Genomic DNA, 19,985 nt, shown 5'->3' with positions numbered 1-19,985 from the left:
AATAGAATGGAGAACAAAAAAATAGATATTCCATTTGAAGTTACCGATAAGGGTAAAGTAAGGTTTGATACGTATGGTTATATAGAATATGCCGAAGATTTGGGATACAGAAGAACCAAAATATTTGGAGTTGAGCATCTTGTCAGAATTCAGGGTAATATTGTTCGGATCGTCAGTAAATCGGATATTATACAAACAGCACTTGAATATCTGGATGAAAATTTCGATCAGGAATCAGAACTCAAGTACGGAGTAACCAAATATGAGATCAAAAATGCTTGGATCAATAAAGCACGGCAGATTTCAGAGGATGCGACATTATCATTTTTGCGATATGAAGAGCTTAATCCACTTAGGGATACGCAGGAAATAAGCTATTTCTGTTATAAAAACACAGTAGTTAAAGTGACTAAAGATATGATCTGTCCTTTAAGTTATTCAGATTTGGATAGCCACGTCATGGAAGATCAGATTATCCAACGAAATTTCATTATCAAAGATCATTTGCTGACTTCTTTCATTCCTTTTCGTCAGTTTGTACATAATGTTGCAGGAAATATAGAAGAAAGAATGATTGCCTTTGAAGCGATGATTGGTTATATGCTCCATACGTTTCAGAATTCTGCACTAGCAAAGGCGGTGATATTGCTTGATAGCGTTGTTAATGAAATCGGACTGATAGAAGGAGGAACAGGAAAATCACTCCTAGTGAGAGGATTGAGCTATATGAGATTCCTGTGTAATATTTCCGGAAAAGATTTTTCCAGTAGTTCCGGTTTTGCATTCCAAAGGGTAACACCTTTCACCAGTATTGTCGCCATTAATGATATTAAAGAAAATCAGAACTTCGAAGGCTTCTTTGGCAGAATAACAGACGGGTTTACAATAAGCAGGAAGTACAAACATGATATTTTCATCGCATTTGCTTACGGTCCGAAAATGATTATCACAAGCAACTATTATGTAAAATCTCCTTCAGGAAATAGTACAGAAAGAAGGAAACATGAAATTGAACTGTCAACTCATTACGGTAAGGATTTAACAGTTTACGATGATTTTGGGCATCATTTCTTTGATGATTGGAACGAGGAGCAATGGTTAGCGTTCGACCACTACATGTTGTATTGTGTTCAGTTCTATCTTGAGAAAGGATTGATAAAAGCTCCTTCTATCAACTTAGACTTAAGAAAACTCATCAACGAAGTAGGCGTGGAACTAATGGAGTTCTTAGATCAGGTATTGCTTAGTAAAACCAAGCTTCACAAAAAAGAATTATTTGTCGAATTCAGAAAAGAATCAATAGGATCACGGTATCAGCTGGGTTTGAGAGGATTTACCATAAGGCTTAAAAAATATCTCGAATATAAAGTTATAGGCTATGTAGAAACTCCAAGTAACACTAAGGTTTTTATTGAAATCATTACCGAAGAAACAAAGGAAAAGCAGAATCTTTTGACAATCAACGACATCAAAACTGATTACAAAACCGTAGATACTCCTAATAAAATGACACGGTTAGTCAATCAGTTACAGAAATTTTTCAATACAGGAAATTAGAATTTAATAATATGACCGAGATAAAAATAAAAGAGAAAACCATAGCGGTAGACTTGGAGACTACAGGATTAGACCCATTTACACACCATATAGTAAGTGTTGCTATATCCGTTGAAAAAGGAAAGGGATTCAACATTGTTCTCCCTTTTTATAAAAATAAAGCCAAAGTGAAAGAATTCTTACAGCCAATCCTCCCAATACTCGAAGATGAAACGGTTGTCAAAATCTTTTCCAATGCTAAGTTTGACTTAAAATTCTTTCATCAGTACGGAATTGAACTTAAAGGTGAAGTCAGGGATACCATGATTTTAGATTATCTCTTGGATCCCAACCGTAAAACCCACGGACTAAAGGAAATTTCAGAACGACATCTGCAATACCACCAAATTTCCTTTGAAGAAATGTTAAATGATAGGGTTATTACCGAAGTTCCGAAAGAAGAACTTACCAAGTATGCCTGTGAAGATGCAGACCTGACCTTGCAACTATATCATTATTTAACTCAACAACTAAATCATAACTAAAATGGATATAGCTATTAATCAGTTAGAACACGATTTAGTACGTGTTCTCGCTAAAATCGAATTCAATGGTGTGAAAATAGACATCAAAAAATTGAACAGTGTAGAACATCTGTTATTGAATCGACTACTGACGACCACCGAAAAAATAACGGGAATTGCAGGAACGCAAATCAATCTTAACAGCAATGAAAAGTTGAGTACTCTGCTTTTTGAAACATTAGAACTTCAACCGAAAGTTACTTCTAAAGGTAAGTCTGGATTTATTTCAGTTGATAAATCACACCTAGAGAAACTTAAAGAAGATCACGAAATTGTGCCACTCATCTTGGGTTATAGGAAAATTAGCACGCTGTTAAGCTTCTGTAATCAATTGAAAGAAGTTCACCCGAAAACAGGGCGACTACATTGCAACTTAAATCAGATAGGAACAGCTACAGGAAGATTTAGCTGTAGTAATCCGAATTTACAGAATATCCCTAACGTAAAACTGAAAGATAAGGACAACGAAACTGATGAGCTTAAAATTATTGCTTCCAAATTCAGAGAGGTTTTTATTGTTGAAAAAGGCTGTGTATTGATTGGTGCGGATTATTCGCAGATCGAGCTTAGGGTAATAGCGGAAATGAGTCAGGACAGCTTTTTACTTCATGCCTACAATAATGGTGTAGATATTCACGAATTAACCGCTTCTAAAGTGTTCAATTGTAAGATTTCAGAAGTAACGGAAGAACAGAGAAAAATTGCAAAGACAATCAACTTTGGATTAATCTACGGGATGTCAGCGGTAGGTTTAGCAAAATCTCTTACAACTATTACGAAAACACCTCATTCTAAAGAAGATGCCGAGAAAATGATGTCAGATTATTTTGCTCAGTTTAAAGGAGTTAAATCCTGCTTGGAGGGATTAATAGATTACGCCGATCAGTACGGTTATTCCAGAACATTGTTCGGGAGAACCAGACCAATCCCTGAACTAGCTTCCAACGATCTGAGGATTCGTGAAAAAGGAAAACGTTTGGCAATGAATTCTCCTGTACAGGGAAGTGCAGCTGATATTATCAAAATGGCAATGGTAAACTGTAATAAAGCTATTGTAGAGAAAGGTTTGCAGTCAAAAATAATTCTTCAAATTCATGATGAACTGCTGTTCGAAGTTCCTGAAAATGAAGTGGAAATCATGGAAGAGCTTATTAAGTATGAAATGGAAAATGTAGTTAAGCTGTCTATTCCTCTTACAATAGAACTCGGCAAAGGTGCTAATTGGGCAGTTGCTCATTAAATTAAGAACGTATTTATTATCAAATTTAAATCTAATACAATGAACAGTAATTTATATAAAACACAAGTAGACTTTATATCTATAAAGGTAGATGAACAAGAAGCATTAAATTTGAACTGGGATAATCTTATTGATCATCCTACTTTACGTAACCAGTATACATTAATTGAGAAAGTTAATCCAAATTACAAAAACTTCTCTCTTTATGTTAAGAGATCTGGAGAGGTTCTGATTAACCTAAGCATTCCATATTTTTTATTCGGACATAATTACCATACAGTAGAAAATGAAGAATTGCAGGATTTTTATTTTATCATTAAAAAGATTCTCAGGATAGATATTAAAAAATCAGAAGTCATTGAACTTGAGTACGGAGGGTACTGTAACTCAGAAATAAGTCCTGAAGAATTTCTGAAGAAAATTTTGAGGATGCATAATCATGATCTTATTTATTCAAAATCTTATATGAAGATGTTTGAAGATAAAAAACAAGGTATTTGCTTCAAAATATATGATACTGTTGAAAATGCGAAGCAAAAAAGAACTTACACTGCCCAACGTTTTATTAATAAACATATTATCAAATATGAAATAAAAGTGAAAAAACCTGAGGTAATTTTCAAAAGTAAATTGTTGTTCGAAACTCTACTTGTAGAACCAGCTCAAAATTCAGCTTTAGTTCAACTTAAGAGAATGCTTACTAAATTAAAAAATCAATTGGTTCTACCTTACGAGAAAAAAGTAGAACCTGTAAAGTATGATTTGATAAATATTATTTATACAGCATTGAAAAATATTGAGAATCATCATCCTGAAAATATATCAATATTTAAGCAACTAATGGATGTAATTGATGAGAGCCCTTTGTCTTCTTCCCAAAAAAGCAAGAGAAGAAAAGCTATTCAGAAGTTGGAAGAGGAATATGACTTTTTACCATTCTAATAATAATTTTAGCCCTAACCGTTGTAGCACATTAGGATTTAGGGCTAAAGTTACTACAACAAAACTATGTCGCAAAATTCACAATTAGCAATTTTAAAAATTAAAGTAATGGCAACATTTAAATTTATCCTGAGTAAGCTTGATTATCAGAAGAAAAAGAAAAGTCCTGAATCTCTTCTGATGCTGAGGTATACTCATAAAAAGAAAACAACTCACTTTTCAACTCAAAAGAATATTGACGAAAAATACTGGGATGAAAGAACACAAATGGTAAAGAGAAGCTATCCGGGTTCCGATAGGTTTAATATCTACATTAAGGGAATCCGTCAGAAAGTGGAAGATATTGTTAATGGTATGCTGATCGAGGGTAATGATCCTACCACAGATTATGTAAAGTCTGTTTATAATGCTGGTAAGAATGGAACGGAAAAAAAGAAGCAATATAAGTTCTTTGAATATGCTGAGAAATATTTAGAAAATGGTAAAAATCGTCTTACAGCAAGTACTATTAAAAGCTATCGTACTGCTTTACATAAGCTTGAAGATTATCAGGACTATAGCAGAAACAAATTAGACTGGATGAGCTTTGATATTGATTTTTATTATGACTTCATGGATTTCTATACAGGAATTGAAGGGCTGACTAATAACGGTTTTGGTAAAATTATTAAAAATCTTAAAGCGATTTTAAACTCAGCAACAGAGGACGGCTATAATACCTTTACGGGTTATCAACACAAAAATTTTAAGACTGTAAGAGAAGATGTTAACAACATTTACCTCAGTGAAGAAGAAATTTCAAAACTTTTAAAATTGGATTTAAGTGGTGATAAAACAATGGAAAGAACAAGAGACTTATTTGTGTTTGGCTGTTATACAGGGTTGAGGTTTAGTGATTTCAGCCAAGTGAAGCAAGAGCATATTGTTGGTGACATTCTTAGAATCAAAACTATAAAAACAAGTGAATGGGTAAATATTCCGATCCTTCCGGCGGTGAGGGAGATCATGGATAAGTACAAAGATAATCCGAATAATCTTCCGAAGTCCGTATCTAATCAGACAATGAATAGGAATCTGAAAGATTTAGGGGAAATGGCGAAAATTAATGATAAAATTCTAAAAATTAGAAATAAAGGTAAGGAAAGGATTGAGGATAATCTTTTAAAATATCAGATGATTTGTACTCATACTGCTAGGAGATCTTTTGCAACGAATATGTTCAAAAGGGGTGTTCCTACTCGGGTAATTATGAATATCACAGGACATAGAACTGAAAAGGCATTTAACAGCTATATCAAAATATCACAGGATGAGAATGCGGAACTGCTGAAAGAGTATTTTAGTAAATCAGCATAAATTAACTATTCGTATATAAACAAACTAATCCCTAAAGTAGGGATTAGTTTTGCTGTAACTACAAAATTATTACTCCTTTTGATAAATATATATAACTCCAGCGAAAGTACTTACGAGTATTGAAAATAGGATGAGTTTTGGAATTTCATTTTCAGGTGTACTTATTATCGTTTTGATAATTCCATTCTCAATAGATACATTGTAAACTGCTAATATTAGAGTTAAGGAAAAAAAGTATTGGGTATAATTCCTGATGGTGTTGAGTTTCTTTCGACTTTTAAAATGTTCATATTTCACTGAATTATTTTCTTCTAAAGCCTCTTTGAGTAATTTGTCAATATTATTAACTATATCAAGGTCGTGACCTGTCTTAATATCTTCGAAAAGATTGAATTTATATTTAAGATGTAATATCATCATAATAACAAAGTTGTATATAACAACAGTACAAAAAATTAAAAAGATATATACAGCTATAATTGATAGAAAATCACTCATTCTGAAGTTGTTAAAAGTTGTGATGAGTGGTTGTTTTAACAGTTCATTACTGGTTAGATCTGATGTTAAAATAAATGAGAATCCAATTACAGATAAGTAAAGTAGATTCTCTAGATCATCGAAGTACTTTGAAATTGATTCGAACATAGTATAAATATTTAAAAATTAATTTACAAAATACCAAAAAGTTTCTTTCAGTGTCTTTTTATTACAGAGGAAGGCACTCAAAGAAACGTGGGTTTATTTGTTTATCATGTAAACATTACACTTAGAAAGAAATACGACATAACCTCTTGTTAAATATCGTTTGCAAACATTTTAGCATTTAACATGGCGAAGTCCCTCAATAATTTTTGATGATACAACAGGAATTAGCTATAATCCCATGTGTTTAAAAATCGAAGCAATAAATCATGAAATTTTCTTTGTAGTAAATGTTTTCGGAGATGTTCTACTTGATTAATGGCTTAAGTTGATATAGATTCCCAATTGAAAATTTCTAAGTGGAGAACATTCCTCAAAATCGTTCTTAATATTTTGTTTTTTAAATTTCTCATTGATTTATAATGAATCAAGAAGAATTACTATTTCAGCTTCAAAGGATAATTTTAATTTATTCAAAGGATTGTTAAATGATGATTGATGAATGTCCTTTTAAAAAAGAAAGCGAAGCGGTTTACCGCTTCAGGCTATCTCTTTAATTAAATTACTTAATTGAAGTCTTTAATTATAAGTGCAAAATTGGTGATAATGAAATGCAAATTTGGTGAGATAGAAGTGCAAAAATGGTTAGATTGAAATGCAAAATTAGGTGAATTGAAATGCACATTTGGTGATAAAAAAGTACTGTTACTCTCTGAAAAATGTAGTCGTGGTAGTAGTTTTCTTGGAAGGTGGTAGAGGGTACCTCCAGATTTCAACAGAGGAATTTAGTAGTACGAAAGTGTAAAGAGGACAAAAAGTAGTAGTGAAAAATTAGAGAGCAGTACAATGAAAAAATATACCAATAATAATTCAACAAATCCTTTAATCGAAGGAGCTTCAAATAAATTAACCGTAGAAATTCCCTTTGAAATCTTATCCAGTTCGGAGCTATCTCTCAACGAAAAATTAATATTTGGGTTGGATTTTTCCCTGAAAAGTAAGCTTGGATTTAACCAGATAACGAGTAAAGATGTAGGAGTACTTTTTAACTTACACCCCAATATTGTTGGAGATTACAGGAAAAGCCTTTTGAAAAAGAGGTATTTAACCAAAGAAGGGCGGAAATATTTTCTGACCGACCACTATAAAACAGCTGAAAAATCCGAAGAAATTCAGGAAAATAAAGACCGAAGAAATATCAAAATTCCTTTTGAGCTTTACTCGAATAAAGCGTTAAAAACAGGAGAAAAGCTACTTTGGGGAGAGTACAACTCAATCAGTAAAGGAGTAAAGGAGTATTTTGCATCGAGGGAATATACAGCAAACCGCCTGAATGTAAGTGTTGAAAGCGTCACCAATTGGACGAAATCCTTAAACGAAAAAGGATTGTTCAGAAAATATGAAATTGTTGTAGGATACTACAAGCATCAGAGGAGGATCGTTACTTGCCGTTTTGATGAAAAATAAAATAAATTTAAAATGTGAAACTGGTGCTTTGAGGTACATTTTGTATAACACAATTTTTAACAAAGTAGATAAATTCTAAATCACTTTTGACATCAAATACCCAAATTGAAATGATAAACGATTTTTGAATGGAGTTTACAGCTTATTTTCTTTCTATTTCATTTTCTAAATATTGTTCAGGAAGAAAATCTTTAGGTGAACATTCAAATATTTCTGCAAGCCTGTTAATATGGGAAAGATTATACTTTGCTCTTGATTTATAGCTTTCCACATCTCCAATAAATCCTATGGATAAATCCAAAGAATAAGCAAGTTCTTTCTGAGAAATCTTTTTTTCTAATCTCATTTTTCTAACTACATCAATAACATATTGTTCGATAGGCTCTAAAAGTGAATTCTCTTCCATTCTATACATTTAGAACAAAGAGAACAATTGCTGTAAAAATATTCACTCGTATATATGCGAGTATTTGTGTTTTTTACAGATATTTGTAGCAAATTAAAAATTACAAACAATTATGAGAAAAACAACTACAAAATCTTTTGTTCTGCTGATTGCTTTAAATCTTCTTTCCTGTAATTCCAAAGGAAACGATTCACAGACTATCAAAAACAGTCCGTTTAAAATTACCAAAACTATTAAAAGTAGTTTTGAAAGACACGGAGATTCTTACAAATACAATTTCATAGGAGAAGCCCAAAATAATTCTACCAATATTTACGATGATGTCTACACCACTTTAGAGGTTCAACTTGAGCTGGAAAATGGGAGCATTATTACTGAAAGAGATTATGATAGTGGACTCATGACTAGTTTTGGAGATACTGAAAAAGTATGGAAACCCAATGAAGTCAGAAAAATAGACGACCACGGAGGTTTAGATTCCGACTTTATCCCTGCTCATTACAAAGAATATAAAGTCAAAAAAGTACTAGCAATATTTGATTTTAGTACAGAGGACATTGTTAACCATACCAAAGATACTTTTACTGATACCATTGATATTACAAAAAAATGGAACGCCTTACAATAATACTACTAACAACAAATAAATTATGAATCTTAAAAATTACACTATGAAAACAAAAACTATGAAAGCCATCATCTTGGGATTATGTACACTTGTAAGCAGCTGTTCAAAAAATACTGATGAAGAAATCAATGATCCAAAGAATTTAAATCCAAACGAGAAAATATTTGCATTTAAATATGCAGATAACGGAACAAATAGTGTTGTGCAGCTTAACCCTAATAATGGTAGTGAGATCAAAACAATAGCAAATCTGGGAAATCAATATTTAAGAATTGCGAAATATTACAGTACTACTGATGAAATAGTGGGGGAAGTAAACGAAAACAATACTAAAAAGTTCTACAGAATCAAAGTGTCTGATGGAACAGTGTCTAAATACAACTACAATGGATATGATGATTTTGTCATTGGAGGAAATAGATTATATGCTTTTAAATACAATAATAGCAATAACAGTATTGTAGAACTAAATCCAAACAATGGTACAGAAATGACCACCTTGAAATCCGTCGGTAGTAATTATCTTAAAAACTTTGTTTTCTCACAAAATACCAATACCATTATCTGTGAAAACAACACAATAAAATCCCTTTATAAAATCAATGCTACAAACGGTAATACAGAGTCTTTTAATTACTTTGGGTATGATCATTTAACAATTTCAAAAAACGGACAACTATACGGATTTAAGTACACCACTAACAATAATCAGATTGTAGAATTAAATACATCGAATGGTAACGAAGTAAAAACAATTAAATCAATTGGAAACAAATATTTAAAGAATATGTTCTATCTGAATTCTACTAATGAAATTATTGGTGATTTAGTTGATTCATCTATACATAACTACTTCAAATGTAAGATTTCTGACGGTGTTTCAAATGAAAACAGCTTTGGTAAATATGATTATTTTATCTTCTAAAATAAAAACGTACTTTAAAAGTCATTTAGAGAATCTTCTTTTAAAAAAGGAGATTTTTTTGATTAAATCTGTTATCCTAAAATAAGAGACAAGTGTTATTTCAATCGTAGTTTTACTACAATTTTTGAAATAGTGTCAAAAAAGTTTAGTTTTGGCATTATTTTTATCTACATTCAGTGATATAAAAACACACAAATCTTCATGAAAAAAAATAGATCTAATGCCGAGAAAATTTCGGAGAATCATATTGCAGGCATTAACCGTATGGTGAAGCTTGACATTGTGATTGATGGAAAGCCCATTAGCCACTTTAAACACTTCCGATTACAACAGAGTGCCAAAACCCATCATTATTTTGAACTTACTCTAGCGCACGATTCATTAGATAAAACACAAAACCATAACTTAGAGCAGGCAAAACAATTTTTTGGAAAACGACTGACAGTAACTTTCAAATACAAAGATCCGGAAAACGAAAGTCCTGAAAGAACATTTGTAGGGGTTATTATGAAAGTGGCATTTAGTCAGGAGGAAATGAGTCTGGGAAATATAGTCTTGAAAGGAAATAGTCCTACTATTTTAATGGATTCTGCTCCACATACTCAAAGCTTTGGAGGTAGTCAACCTGTAAATACTTCCATTATTGCTGATAGAGTAATTAAAGAGGCATTGGGTACCAATGATTTTGATATTAGAATAGATACGCAAAATAATAGTTACATTAATTACAGTTCACAATATTGTGAAACTCATTATAATTATCTTGCCAGAATTGCAGAAGCTTATGGAGAGCAGTTTTATTATGATGGAGAAGTGCTGCACTTCGGAAAGTTACCACCTCATGAAAAGTCCATAAAGCTTATTGACGGTAGTAATGCCAGTGATGTACAGATAGAGTTAAATGCCGTACATATCAAACCTGAGTATTTTGGCTATAATAGCAGTAATCATGCAAAGATGATTGGGGTTGATAATAAGATCAAACATCTTGGTGAACTATCATCGGAAACTTACGAGCTTAACAACAATATATTTAAAAACCGCTCCCTGACTCCTGCTCCTGTAAATCCTAATATGTTCCTTGATATAGATGATTCTCAGAAAAGTGCAAGAGGAAGTAAAGCAGTAGATGTTTTTAAAGTTTCAGGAAAAACAACTGTACCGTTTCTATATATAGGCTGTGTAGCAGATCTAGCCATGAGAAAACCAGATAGCAACCAAACTTCACACTTCACTACATTGATGATCACTGAAGTAAATCATGAGGTGGATGCAAGAGGATATTATACAGGAGGTTTTGAAGCTATTGCCGAAGGAACTGGCTTTATGCCTAAACCTAATTTTGTAATACCAAAAGCTGAACCACAAATTGCAACTGTAATCTCCAACGTTGATCCTTTAAACCAGGGAAGAATACAGGTAAGATTTGATTGGCAGTTGAATGATACCACCCATTTTATCAGAATGATGAGCCCTGATGCGGGCGGAACAGATGCAATAAGCCAAAACAGAGGATTTGTCGCAGTCCCTGAAATCGGAGATCAGGTAATGGTTGGTTTTGAATATCACAATCCAGATTTCCCTTTTGCAATGGGAGGAATGTTTCACGGTGGCATAGGCTTAGGCGGTGGTATGGACAACCGTGTAAAATCTTTACAGACCCGAAGTGGACATAGATTAGTGTTTACAGAGGATGAAAGTATTTTACTAACAGATAAAAGTGGTAATGAGCTCAGGTTTGATACAGAAGGAAGTAATATCAATATTACCGCTCCTGAAACCATTACTATAAAGTCTAAGAACTTGAGGTTTGATATTGAAGAAAACATCGAGACCAAGGCAGGAAAGAATATGGATACCAATGTTGGGCAGAATATCAAAATTATTGCTAAACAAGAGATTAGTCAGGACAGTGGTAAGAAAACCATTATCAATGCTGGAACCAATACTGAAATATCAGCAAAAGCTCATTTAGATCTTTATGGCAAAGAAAAATTCATAGGTTACACAGATGGGCAGACAGAGTTTGGAGCAAAAGATAGAATGCATGTGTATGGAGCAAACTCATTGTTAACTGCTAAAGATAAGATTGAATACAAAGCTCCACAAATGAATAAACTTCCTGAGCAAGGAGTATTTGATTATGATAAAGAACCTGCAATTGTAGATGTATTTTGGTTGAATGATACAGGTGAAAAAGCAATAAAAAAACTGTATAAGGAAGAAGAAGCGAGTATCGAGGTTATTACCAGAAACACCAAAGAAGGAGAAGAAGTTAGTATTGATGTTGAAGAAACTGATGAAAAAGGAGAAAAAGTCATGAATACCTACTCAGGTGCAGTTGATAAAGATGGAAAAGCTCTATTAAAGAAAATTGTAAAACATAGTTAAAACTTCTTTTATGGGAAAACAATTAAAGAAAGCCACCTCAGTATTTTCGATAAAAAAAGTAACAATAAAGGGGACCGAGAAAAAATTTGAAAATAAGGTACTGAATAATGATATTGGAAAAGAATATATAATAGTAATTGCTCCACAGAAGTTTCAACACGGAAATGATATGTTGAGTGGTATAAGAAATACTATTAAAAATGATGCAGGGTCTAATGGAAAGTTTATGTTTGTTCACCAAGGAATCAGAAGAGTTAAATTGAATCAGGAATATAATTTTAACTGGACAATTCTAATGTATACTTATAGTTATACCGAATCTCAAATAACAAAAACAAAAGAAGCTTTTCAAAAATTAGCTCCTGAATGTAATTTCGTCAAAATAGCTAGTTACCAAGAAGCTATAAATTATATTAACACTAAAAATAAAGATAAGGCAACTGATGATAAAAAACTTCGGGAGAAATGTTTAGTAGAAAGAGTTTTTATATATTGCCACGGATTTGTTGGTAAACTAGCTATGGGATTGACTAATAGGAGTAGTGGTGATGAAAAGCTTGATTGGGATGAAAAAGTTGTTTCAAAATTAGATAAAAAAGCTTTTTCTAAAACGGTTAAAATCTATAGTTTCTCTTGTAAAACAGGATTAGGAAATACAGAATTGGGAGAAGATGCAAATATATATGAGAACATATATATTGGAACTGAACACAGTGGTCATAGTAATTCCGTAGGAATACCTGTATCTCATAAAGTATATGATAAAAAAATTATTGGAACTAAACCTTTACTCGGAGAAAAAAGTTTAGCTCAAAAATTTGCAAACACTACTGGTGCTATTGTTTATGCATATTGTTCGAGGTCTGAATATTCTGATACATTAAATACAAGTGATGAATTAGATTTTTTGCAATACTATGAAGAAGGGAAATTTGGAAAAAAGCTAGAAGAACAAGGAACCAAAAATAAGATAATGTACTCATTAGGTCTCAAAAATAAAAGATATAATAAAAAGTATGAGTATCTATTAAATAGGACTAATATAAAAATTAGTGATGATAAAAGATATGCTGAATTAATAAAAATTGAAAGAAGGAGAGTAATAATAGATGATGGTATGTTTGACTCTGAAGGAGCTCGTTATCCTGTAAGAGGAGGTGATACACCTGTTGGAGTTCCAAATGATATGAAAACATATACAAAAAAACTATGATAAACAAAGATAAAATAATATGGGGAGTATTTATGGGAGCATTAGCAATACTTCCAATACTTTTTATTGACTTCCTATGGATACAAGATACAAATGATATTGAAGAGACTTATACTACCCCGGATCCTGAACTTGGCTTGATGTATATTTCCCTGGCATTATTTTTTATTATTCCTATTTTTTATTTGAAAGTTTTTACAGCGAAAAATAAAATTCCTCTTTTAATTATTATAGGTTTAGGATTACTTTGGGCGCTTACAAACCTTTACTTTCTTTTTAACTATAAACATATTGAATTATATAGCTGTTCTTTTATATTAATATCTATGCTTAATATAATCTCATTTCAAAAGGTAAAAACAATAATATGGAATGTAATTGGCTTATTTCTGATTCTTCTGTTTATAGGAATGGTTTTTTATCAATTTTATATAACATCAATACACTAAAAACATGAAAATTTACTCTTTACTATTCGCAGTTTTTTTTATACAATCTTGTTCACAAATAAATAATAAAATAGATAAAATTATGGAAAGGGATTATTATATTTCAACTTCAAGAGGAATGGTAAATTGCAACGACTTAATACAAAAAGGTTATCGCTATATAGATCATAACCGCCTTGTCAACCCAAAACCCATGACCTTTAACAATCAAGAATTAAAATGGGTGAAAGAAAATTTATATCATTATGTAAAAAAAAGTTATTCTTCGGTTTCCAAAGATGCTTTAGATGATATAAAAAATATAACTATTGAAAAAATAAAATCAAGACCTTACATTTTTACAAACTTTTTTCACAATTTTGATCAAGATGTTTATTTATTAAAAATAAAAGATACTGATAATAAAATCTACAATATCTATATAGTAAAATATGTAGATGTTGATTTTATTGAAGATAATAAAGGAGAGTTGATTGATAGTAAATTAGTGGAAAAAGTTCGTTTCGAAAATGAAAGCTGGTACAGGAATTTTTTTAGTGATGAACAAGAATATTTGAAAAATAAGTATTAATTTATAGCTTTAACTATGGCTAAACATATTACTGATACCACCCAGCTAAAATGTGACAAAGGAGCTTCACCAGCACCAATCACGGTAACAAGTCAATCCTTTATGAGTATTGATGGAAAACTACAGGCTACAGAAGAGGACAAACAGCCTAATACCAATATTAAACCTTTTGGAATTTGTAGTGTTTTAAGATCTTCCTGTACCCCCTTTCCTGTTAAATGGGATAATACCTCTGATTTTGAAATTGAGGGTAAAAAAGAGCTATTAGATAGTTCTACTTGCCAATGTTCTATCGGTGGTAAAATCTCTGTTATACAGTCTGCTCAAAATTTTGTTGAGGAGTAGGTAATATAATTACTTTACAAATCATATTATTCTATTTATTCTATGATATCTATCAAATCAGAAAACTTAAGTGTATTCAATATTTGGTGATACAATGTAAATCTTGAATTTGCAAAATTGAATTGCTCATGTCTTTCAAGATTATGAACCGTGTAGCCAATATAACATTTTTCGTTATCATTAATTTGTGTTACAATAGTATCTATATATGATTGACCAAGTTCAGTACCCATATTATTGAATATAATAATATCGTTATCAGGAATATTAGTGAAATTATCTTTAACTCTAAAAATAATGTTTTTGAAACCCATCTTCGAAAACGTATTTTTTATTTGTTCTTCGGCTTCTCTGGAAGAGCTAATTACAAGAATTTTCTTATTATTCTTTAATTTTTTTTCGTATTCTTCATCTTTGATAATTGAGATTATATCTTCTCTTTTTTGTTCAACAATTGTTTCAATTTTGTCAGTAATCTTCTTGTTGATTTTTTTATTGATTCCCCAAAGGAGATTATATAGATTTACTCCCAAAGCCGCAATAGCAACAACAGTTAATCCTCCTATTAACCAAAAAAGAGATTTGGAGGTTTCTTCTGTATCTTTTTTAAATTCCTTTATAGAATTATCATAATCAATTTTTGCTGTTTTATCAATATTTTCTTTATACTCTTCTAAATTAGACAGCCGTTGATTTAAAGTAGTTAATGTCAGAGTATCATTCTTTGCAAAAAAGAATATGGGAAAAAATAGTAATATTAAGTTAATTTTTTTCATATGTATAAATTTTATTATTGATAATTAAATGAAATTGTAATTGAAAATCATGTTTTGTATATCCTATGATACACAAAACAGGTTTGTTAATAGAAACTTCCTCACTTTCGGAAATTAGTTTCATTGCTTTAATATCCGTACCACTGGGATTTGTTCCTCCATTAGGATGGCTATGCCACTCTCCAACATAATATTTTGATGGATTTGAATCATAGAAAAGTTTTAGTTCCTTATGAAGATCTTTTGTTTCTCTTTCGAAAAATACAGGACTGACTTTGAAAGATTTTGGAGCTAGAATGTCTGTAATAACTAAATCTCTATTTTCATTATTATAAAATCCAATAAGAAGACCTCCAAATTCGTTGGGATAATATTTTCTTGCAGATAATAGCATTTCTTCAATAATATTGTCCTGTATCTGTATTGTTAAATTTTTTTCTTTTAATAAATATTTAGAACTCATTAAGTGCGATTTTCAAATTGTCTTCAAATTCCGTTTCTACTACAAAATTACCTATTGCTATATTTTTTTCAAGTTTAAGATTAATATGTTTAATAGCGGTCTGAACCAATAGATTAATATCATTGTATGAGGCTTTAAAAGTAGGACTCCAGCAACCGGTTGGTTCATAAAGATCTTCAGTGTTGTATTTTAATACATTATTAAACTGTGTTCGTGAAAATAGATAGCGATTACCATCGCAAGCACAAACGAGATGATCAGCTTTATTGGATATTGAAAAACTGAAGAGATCACTTGTTAAATTTAATTTTGAAATCAAATACAACAAATCATTATCTGTTGTACAATCAAAAACAAAATCATAAGAATTAAAAATTTCTTCAAATTCTCGGATTTTTTCTGGTGTGTTTTGAAACAGTAACTTTAATTCTATATCTAAAGCTGGGATATGGACATACGGAGAAATATCATATAAAAGCCCTCTTAAATCTTCAATTTTACTACATACAAGGGGATTTAATGTATATTCTGACCTGCATACATTTTCAGGATATTTTGTATCAAAATCAATGATACATATGTTTTTACAACCTCCTCTGACCAAAGTATTTGCTATCATACTTCCCACAGCTCCTATACCTAAGAGTAATATTTTTCCTTCAGTAAGTCTATCATTAAGTTTTCCTCTTCCAAAAAAATAATCATAACTAATGTTATGTGTTTTTCCCCATTTAATGGTTCTATCTCCGTCAATCTCTGTATTCCATTTTTTAGTAGAATCTTTGACTCCGTATAAAGGAAAGTCCCCAGCCTTCAGAATTATTAATTCCCAATGTAATTCTCCATTTGGAATTTTATATCCTACAATTAAAGGAACAATTTCTCCTTTACCGAAAATATTTTTCTCCCAATAATGAAGAGTTTCTATAAAACTTTTACTTAAGTATGGGTGTAACTGGTCCCATTTTTTTAAAGAAAATTTTCCATATTCTGCGGGAATATTCTCTATATATACATATATACCCTCATTTTTAGATAATGATTTTATTTTCGGATTCCACTCAACATTATGTAATTCTTTTCCTGAAATATTATTGAACGATTGCAGATAAAAATTCCTTATTCTTTTTTCATTGTAAATTCCAGACCGAACTTCTGATAATGAAATCAGTCCAAATTCTCCTTTTAAGAAGTCCTTTTCTATATTATTAAAACAAAGAGAGTAGTAACAATCTTCAAATAGGGCTAATGGAGTTATGATATGTTCATATTTACTACTGGAGTTTCTGGAATTTATATAATATTCCTTTATCCATAATCGGAGAGAATTAAAATCGTATCCTAATTTTTCTTCTAAACTAACAGAATGTGTAGTATGAATACATATGCTCCCATCCTTCATAATATGCCCATATTCTAATAGTTCAGGATTCTTGAAACTTATGGATTCCACGTTCTGAAACTGAAATGGATAAAGTGGATAGATAGAAACCTCAAAATTTAGAATAATTGAAGGCTCAACTTCAATTGTAATTGAGCCTTCAATTAATCCCTTTAATTCAGAGTTATAGGAAAAAGAAGTGAGGATTTTTATATCACTCTGTCGCTGAATAAAATTTTCAATATGTTTTAACTTATTCATTTTAGCGGTTATCCAAAATTGGTTTTAGGAGGAACGGAATATAATAAACCTGATTTAGATCCATATGAATTATTGCTCTCTTTTTCTTCTTCTATAAATTTTTCATTTTCAGGAAAATAAATTTTAATATTTTCATCATTCGCTTCGATCCTTTCAAGCATATTTTTCATTTCATTACTCAAAGTTTCTCTCTCATAGTCTTCGAGTGTATCCATAAGATTATTTGAAGAATTTCCAGGATCTTTTAATGTAAATCCGTTTACAGTAGCATTATCCCGAATGTACTCTAATACGGTTTTTAGCTTCTCCCAAAGGTTTCCGCTTACATCACACTTATCAACAGCTTTGATTATAAATAATTCTAAAAAGAACGATTTATATTTTTTAGAATGCTGGACTTTCCAAATTTTCAATAATCGGATAATCTTTCTAATCTTTTCTTTCTCATTAGTGGCACGATCATTTACATGGCTTTTTTGTGCTTCTATATTGGTTTTTAAACGATCACTTCCTTCTGAGAAAAGACCATAGTTGGAATAGACATACAAGTTAAGATTCTGATCATCTTTATATTGATCCTGATTGAATTCTCTACCCGGCACAACATCAATCTTTACAATATCACCATCGGAATCAGGATAGAATTCAATTCCAATAGATACTTTCTGTTTTTTGATATATGCCGAACCACCAAACTCGCCTTCTAAGAAATCATATACATCTTCATACATTTCTTTCAGAGTACCATTTGACCCGAACGCATTTCTCTTAAAGGGAGAAACCAAATCAAAATCAAATTTTGTATTTATGGCTGTGTTTTTTGCATATGACCCCGAATTGAAAGGGGAGTATACTTTATCTCCATAATGTTTTTCCAGCGCCTCTTTTACCTCTTTGTTCCTGTTTTTGAACTTTTGAAGTAAACTCTCTTCTTTAGTTATTTGATGCGTTTTAATTGCAGATTCTAAATGTTTACTTTTGTCCATAGTGTATGCTTTTCATTGAAATTAAATTATCTAGATTATCTTCGGTTTTACTATTATGAATTGTCCTTAGATATTCGTTATTATTGTTTAGAACATAAGTAACTTCTGCCCCAATATTCCATCCCGGATAGCCCCAATTCAAGGTATAAATCTTCTTCCCATTTTTAATGTGCTTTATGGCATTTTGTTCAGTAGTTTTAATGCCTGGATTAAAACTACCATTTTCCATTACCTTATGAAGTAGTACATGGGTAATTCTGTCTTTGGAATCTTTCCATATTCCTGAAATAAAATAGTCACGTTTATTCATCTTAAAAAAGTATTATTATGCTAGGTATTTCTCTAAAATTATGCCAAATATATTTTACGGAAAACCGTAATGTTTATGATGTAAACATTGTGTGATTAAATAAACATTATTATCTTTGTATAGAAAATAAACCGCATTGAAAGATTCATTATATCCCATTGTAGGCCAAATATTACAAGATATAAGAAAAAAACACAAAGTCAGCCAACAAGAATTGGCTGATATGTTAGACTTAAGTAGAACTTCTATTTCTAATATGGAGAACGGTAGACATCCCATATTTTTACATCATATATATACAATTGCAGAAAAATTTAACATTCCCTTAGATAAATTGTTACCATCTGTTTTTGATATTCAGAATGAAAAAAAAGCTAAAGAAGAAGACTTGAAAAATTCCCTTTTGCAAAAAGGAATAACTGATGAACGTACTATTAATAATGTTTTTTCCGTTATAAATAAAAGTAAATTATGATATATAACGATATAGAACGTATAGTAAATAATATCATAGAAGAAAATAATATTACTGAGGCTCCTGTTGATATTGAGAAGATTTGTCAGTATTATGACATAATGATTGAATCTCTTGACGTAGAAGACAATTTGTCAGGTTTTTTTGTAGTCAATGATAGTAAAATTAAAATTATAGGCTATAATAAAAATCATTCTGAGAAAAGGAAAAGATTTACTATTGCTCATGAGCTTGGACACTTTAAACTTCATTTTCAAGGTAATCAAAAGTTTTTTATTGATAACGGAGCCAAATTTTTTCGTAATGAGAAATCTTCTTCTGGTGAACTTAGACAAGAGAGAGAAGCTAATTCTTTTGCTGCATCCTTGTTAATGCCCATTTTCTTACTCGAAAAAGAATTAGAAAAACTTAAAGAAAATGAAAGTATAGATTCTATAACAAATATGTTATCTTCAATTTTTTTAGTTAGTGAAGAAGCTATTAGATATAGATTAATAAATTTGGGATTGCTTGATCCAAATTAACATTACTTCCAACACGCTTAAACCCATCTACATACACAGCACTCCACACAACTCCAATATTTTTATAAGTAGCTGATATAAAGTAAATATAACTCCATCTATTGCCACATAAAT

At 31.0% G+C, this 19,985-nt stretch carries 22 protein-coding genes; 15 read left to right on the top strand and 7 right to left on the bottom strand.

Features of this window, described 5'->3' with window-relative positions; translation table 11 throughout:
- Positions 1-6 precede the first annotated feature (6 nt).
- The 5 genes from WH267_RS01575 (at position 7) to WH267_RS01555 (ending at position 5,658) form a co-directional block, all read left to right on the top strand.
- Positions 7-1,557, top strand: coding sequence for a hypothetical protein (locus WH267_RS01575; protein ID WP_340005038.1), 1,551 nt, complete (start codon positions 7-9; stop codon positions 1,555-1,557).
- Between the two features lie 11 nt (positions 1,558-1,568).
- Positions 1,569-2,081, top strand: coding sequence for a ribonuclease H-like domain-containing protein (locus WH267_RS01570; protein ID WP_340005037.1), 513 nt, complete (start codon positions 1,569-1,571; stop codon positions 2,079-2,081).
- A gap of 1 nt (position 2,082) precedes the next feature.
- Positions 2,083-3,360 carry a DNA polymerase gene (locus tag WH267_RS01565; RefSeq protein WP_340005035.1) on the top strand — a complete coding sequence of 426 codons (1,278 nt, stop codon included), beginning with the start codon at positions 2,083-2,085 and terminating at the stop codon, positions 3,358-3,360.
- Between the two features lie 39 nt (positions 3,361-3,399).
- A complete protein-coding gene (locus WH267_RS01560; RefSeq protein WP_340005033.1) occupies positions 3,400-4,302 on the top strand; it encodes a hypothetical protein in 903 nt (300 codons plus the stop codon).
- Positions 4,303-4,410: 108 nt separating this feature from the next.
- Complete coding sequence (locus WH267_RS01555) at positions 4,411-5,658, top strand: site-specific integrase (RefSeq protein ID WP_340005031.1); 1,248 nt, start codon at positions 4,411-4,413, stop codon at positions 5,656-5,658.
- A gap of 69 nt (positions 5,659-5,727) precedes the next feature.
- Here WH267_RS01555 and WH267_RS01550 read toward each other — a convergent pair whose 3' ends face one another.
- Positions 5,728-6,303 (bottom strand): hypothetical protein, encoded by a 576-nt coding sequence (locus WH267_RS01550; protein WP_340005029.1) that lies wholly within the window; start codon positions 6,301-6,303, stop codon positions 5,728-5,730.
- A gap of 843 nt (positions 6,304-7,146) precedes the next feature.
- Between WH267_RS01550 and WH267_RS01545 the strand changes: the two genes are divergently transcribed.
- A complete protein-coding gene (locus WH267_RS01545; protein ID WP_340005028.1) occupies positions 7,147-7,767 on the top strand; it encodes a hypothetical protein in 621 nt (206 codons plus the stop codon).
- Between the two features lie 142 nt (positions 7,768-7,909).
- Here the strand turns inward: WH267_RS01545 and WH267_RS01540 are convergent, their stop codons facing one another.
- Positions 7,910-8,173, bottom strand: coding sequence for a helix-turn-helix domain-containing protein (locus WH267_RS01540; protein ID WP_340005026.1), 264 nt, complete (start codon positions 8,171-8,173; stop codon positions 7,910-7,912).
- A 112-nt stretch (positions 8,174-8,285) separates the two neighbouring features.
- On the opposite strand from WH267_RS01540, the gene WH267_RS01535 reads away from it, so the two are divergent.
- From WH267_RS01535 to WH267_RS01505, 7 genes are all read left to right on the top strand, one after another.
- Positions 8,286-8,801 (top strand): hypothetical protein, encoded by a 516-nt coding sequence (locus WH267_RS01535; protein WP_340005025.1) that lies wholly within the window; start codon positions 8,286-8,288, stop codon positions 8,799-8,801.
- Between the two features lie 43 nt (positions 8,802-8,844).
- Positions 8,845-9,726 carry a hypothetical protein gene (locus tag WH267_RS01530; RefSeq protein WP_340005023.1) on the top strand — a complete coding sequence of 294 codons (882 nt, stop codon included), beginning with the start codon at positions 8,845-8,847 and terminating at the stop codon, positions 9,724-9,726.
- Positions 9,727-9,927: 201 nt separating this feature from the next.
- Positions 9,928-12,117: a type VI secretion system Vgr family protein gene (locus WH267_RS01525; RefSeq protein WP_340005021.1), complete on the top strand. Its 2,190-nt coding sequence runs from the start codon at positions 9,928-9,930 to the stop codon at positions 12,115-12,117.
- A 10-nt stretch (positions 12,118-12,127) separates the two neighbouring features.
- Positions 12,128-13,330 (top strand): hypothetical protein, encoded by a 1,203-nt coding sequence (locus WH267_RS01520; RefSeq protein ID WP_340005019.1) that lies wholly within the window; start codon positions 12,128-12,130, stop codon positions 13,328-13,330.
- Complete coding sequence (locus WH267_RS01515; RefSeq protein WP_340005017.1) at positions 13,327-13,779, top strand: hypothetical protein; 453 nt, start codon at positions 13,327-13,329, stop codon at positions 13,777-13,779. The genes WH267_RS01520 and WH267_RS01515 overlap by 4 nt, the downstream gene beginning before the upstream one ends.
- Before the next feature lie 82 nt (positions 13,780-13,861).
- Entirely contained in the window at positions 13,862-14,350 is a 489-nt protein-coding gene (locus WH267_RS01510) for a hypothetical protein (RefSeq protein WP_340005015.1), read from the top strand.
- Between the two features lie 15 nt (positions 14,351-14,365).
- Positions 14,366-14,695, top strand: a complete 330-nt coding sequence (locus WH267_RS01505; RefSeq protein WP_340005014.1) for a DUF4280 domain-containing protein — start codon at positions 14,366-14,368, stop codon at positions 14,693-14,695.
- Between the two features lie 35 nt (positions 14,696-14,730).
- On the opposite strand, the gene WH267_RS01500 is transcribed toward WH267_RS01505, so the two are convergent.
- Genes WH267_RS01500 through WH267_RS01480 form a run of 5 tightly spaced genes read right to left on the bottom strand, consistent with a single transcriptional unit; the run spans position 14,731 to position 18,872 of the window.
- Entirely contained in the window at positions 14,731-15,471 is a 741-nt protein-coding gene (locus tag WH267_RS01500) for an NARF domain-containing protein (protein WP_340005012.1), read from the bottom strand.
- Positions 15,458-15,934: a Mov34/MPN/PAD-1 family protein gene (locus tag WH267_RS01495; protein WP_340005010.1), complete on the bottom strand. Its 477-nt coding sequence runs from the start codon at positions 15,932-15,934 to the stop codon at positions 15,458-15,460. Before WH267_RS01495 ends, WH267_RS01500 begins: the two co-directional genes overlap by 14 nt.
- Positions 15,924-17,576: a ThiF family adenylyltransferase gene (locus tag WH267_RS01490; RefSeq protein ID WP_340005008.1), complete on the bottom strand. Its 1,653-nt coding sequence runs from the start codon at positions 17,574-17,576 to the stop codon at positions 15,924-15,926. The genes WH267_RS01495 and WH267_RS01490 overlap by 11 nt, the downstream gene beginning before the upstream one ends.
- Before the next feature lie 8 nt (positions 17,577-17,584).
- Positions 17,585-18,562 carry a nucleotidyltransferase gene (locus tag WH267_RS01485; RefSeq protein ID WP_340005006.1) on the bottom strand — a complete coding sequence of 326 codons (978 nt, stop codon included), beginning with the start codon at positions 18,560-18,562 and terminating at the stop codon, positions 17,585-17,587.
- Positions 18,549-18,872: a DUF3892 domain-containing protein gene (locus WH267_RS01480; RefSeq protein WP_340005004.1), complete on the bottom strand. Its 324-nt coding sequence runs from the start codon at positions 18,870-18,872 to the stop codon at positions 18,549-18,551. The genes WH267_RS01485 and WH267_RS01480 overlap by 14 nt, the downstream gene beginning before the upstream one ends.
- A gap of 136 nt (positions 18,873-19,008) precedes the next feature.
- Between WH267_RS01480 and WH267_RS01475 the strand changes: the two genes are divergently transcribed.
- Positions 19,009-19,347 (top strand): helix-turn-helix domain-containing protein, encoded by a 339-nt coding sequence (locus WH267_RS01475; protein ID WP_340005002.1) that lies wholly within the window; start codon positions 19,009-19,011, stop codon positions 19,345-19,347.
- Positions 19,344-19,871 carry an ImmA/IrrE family metallo-endopeptidase gene (locus WH267_RS01470; RefSeq protein WP_340005000.1) on the top strand — a complete coding sequence of 176 codons (528 nt, stop codon included), beginning with the start codon at positions 19,344-19,346 and terminating at the stop codon, positions 19,869-19,871. The genes WH267_RS01475 and WH267_RS01470 overlap by 4 nt, the downstream gene beginning before the upstream one ends.
- The last annotated feature ends 114 nt before the right edge of the window (positions 19,872-19,985 follow it).

This window comes from Chryseobacterium sp. MYb328, from assembly GCF_037572595.1.
Lineage (GTDB): Bacteria > Bacteroidota > Bacteroidia > Flavobacteriales > Weeksellaceae > Chryseobacterium > Chryseobacterium pennae.
This window is presented reverse-complemented; position numbering and strand designations above follow the sequence as displayed.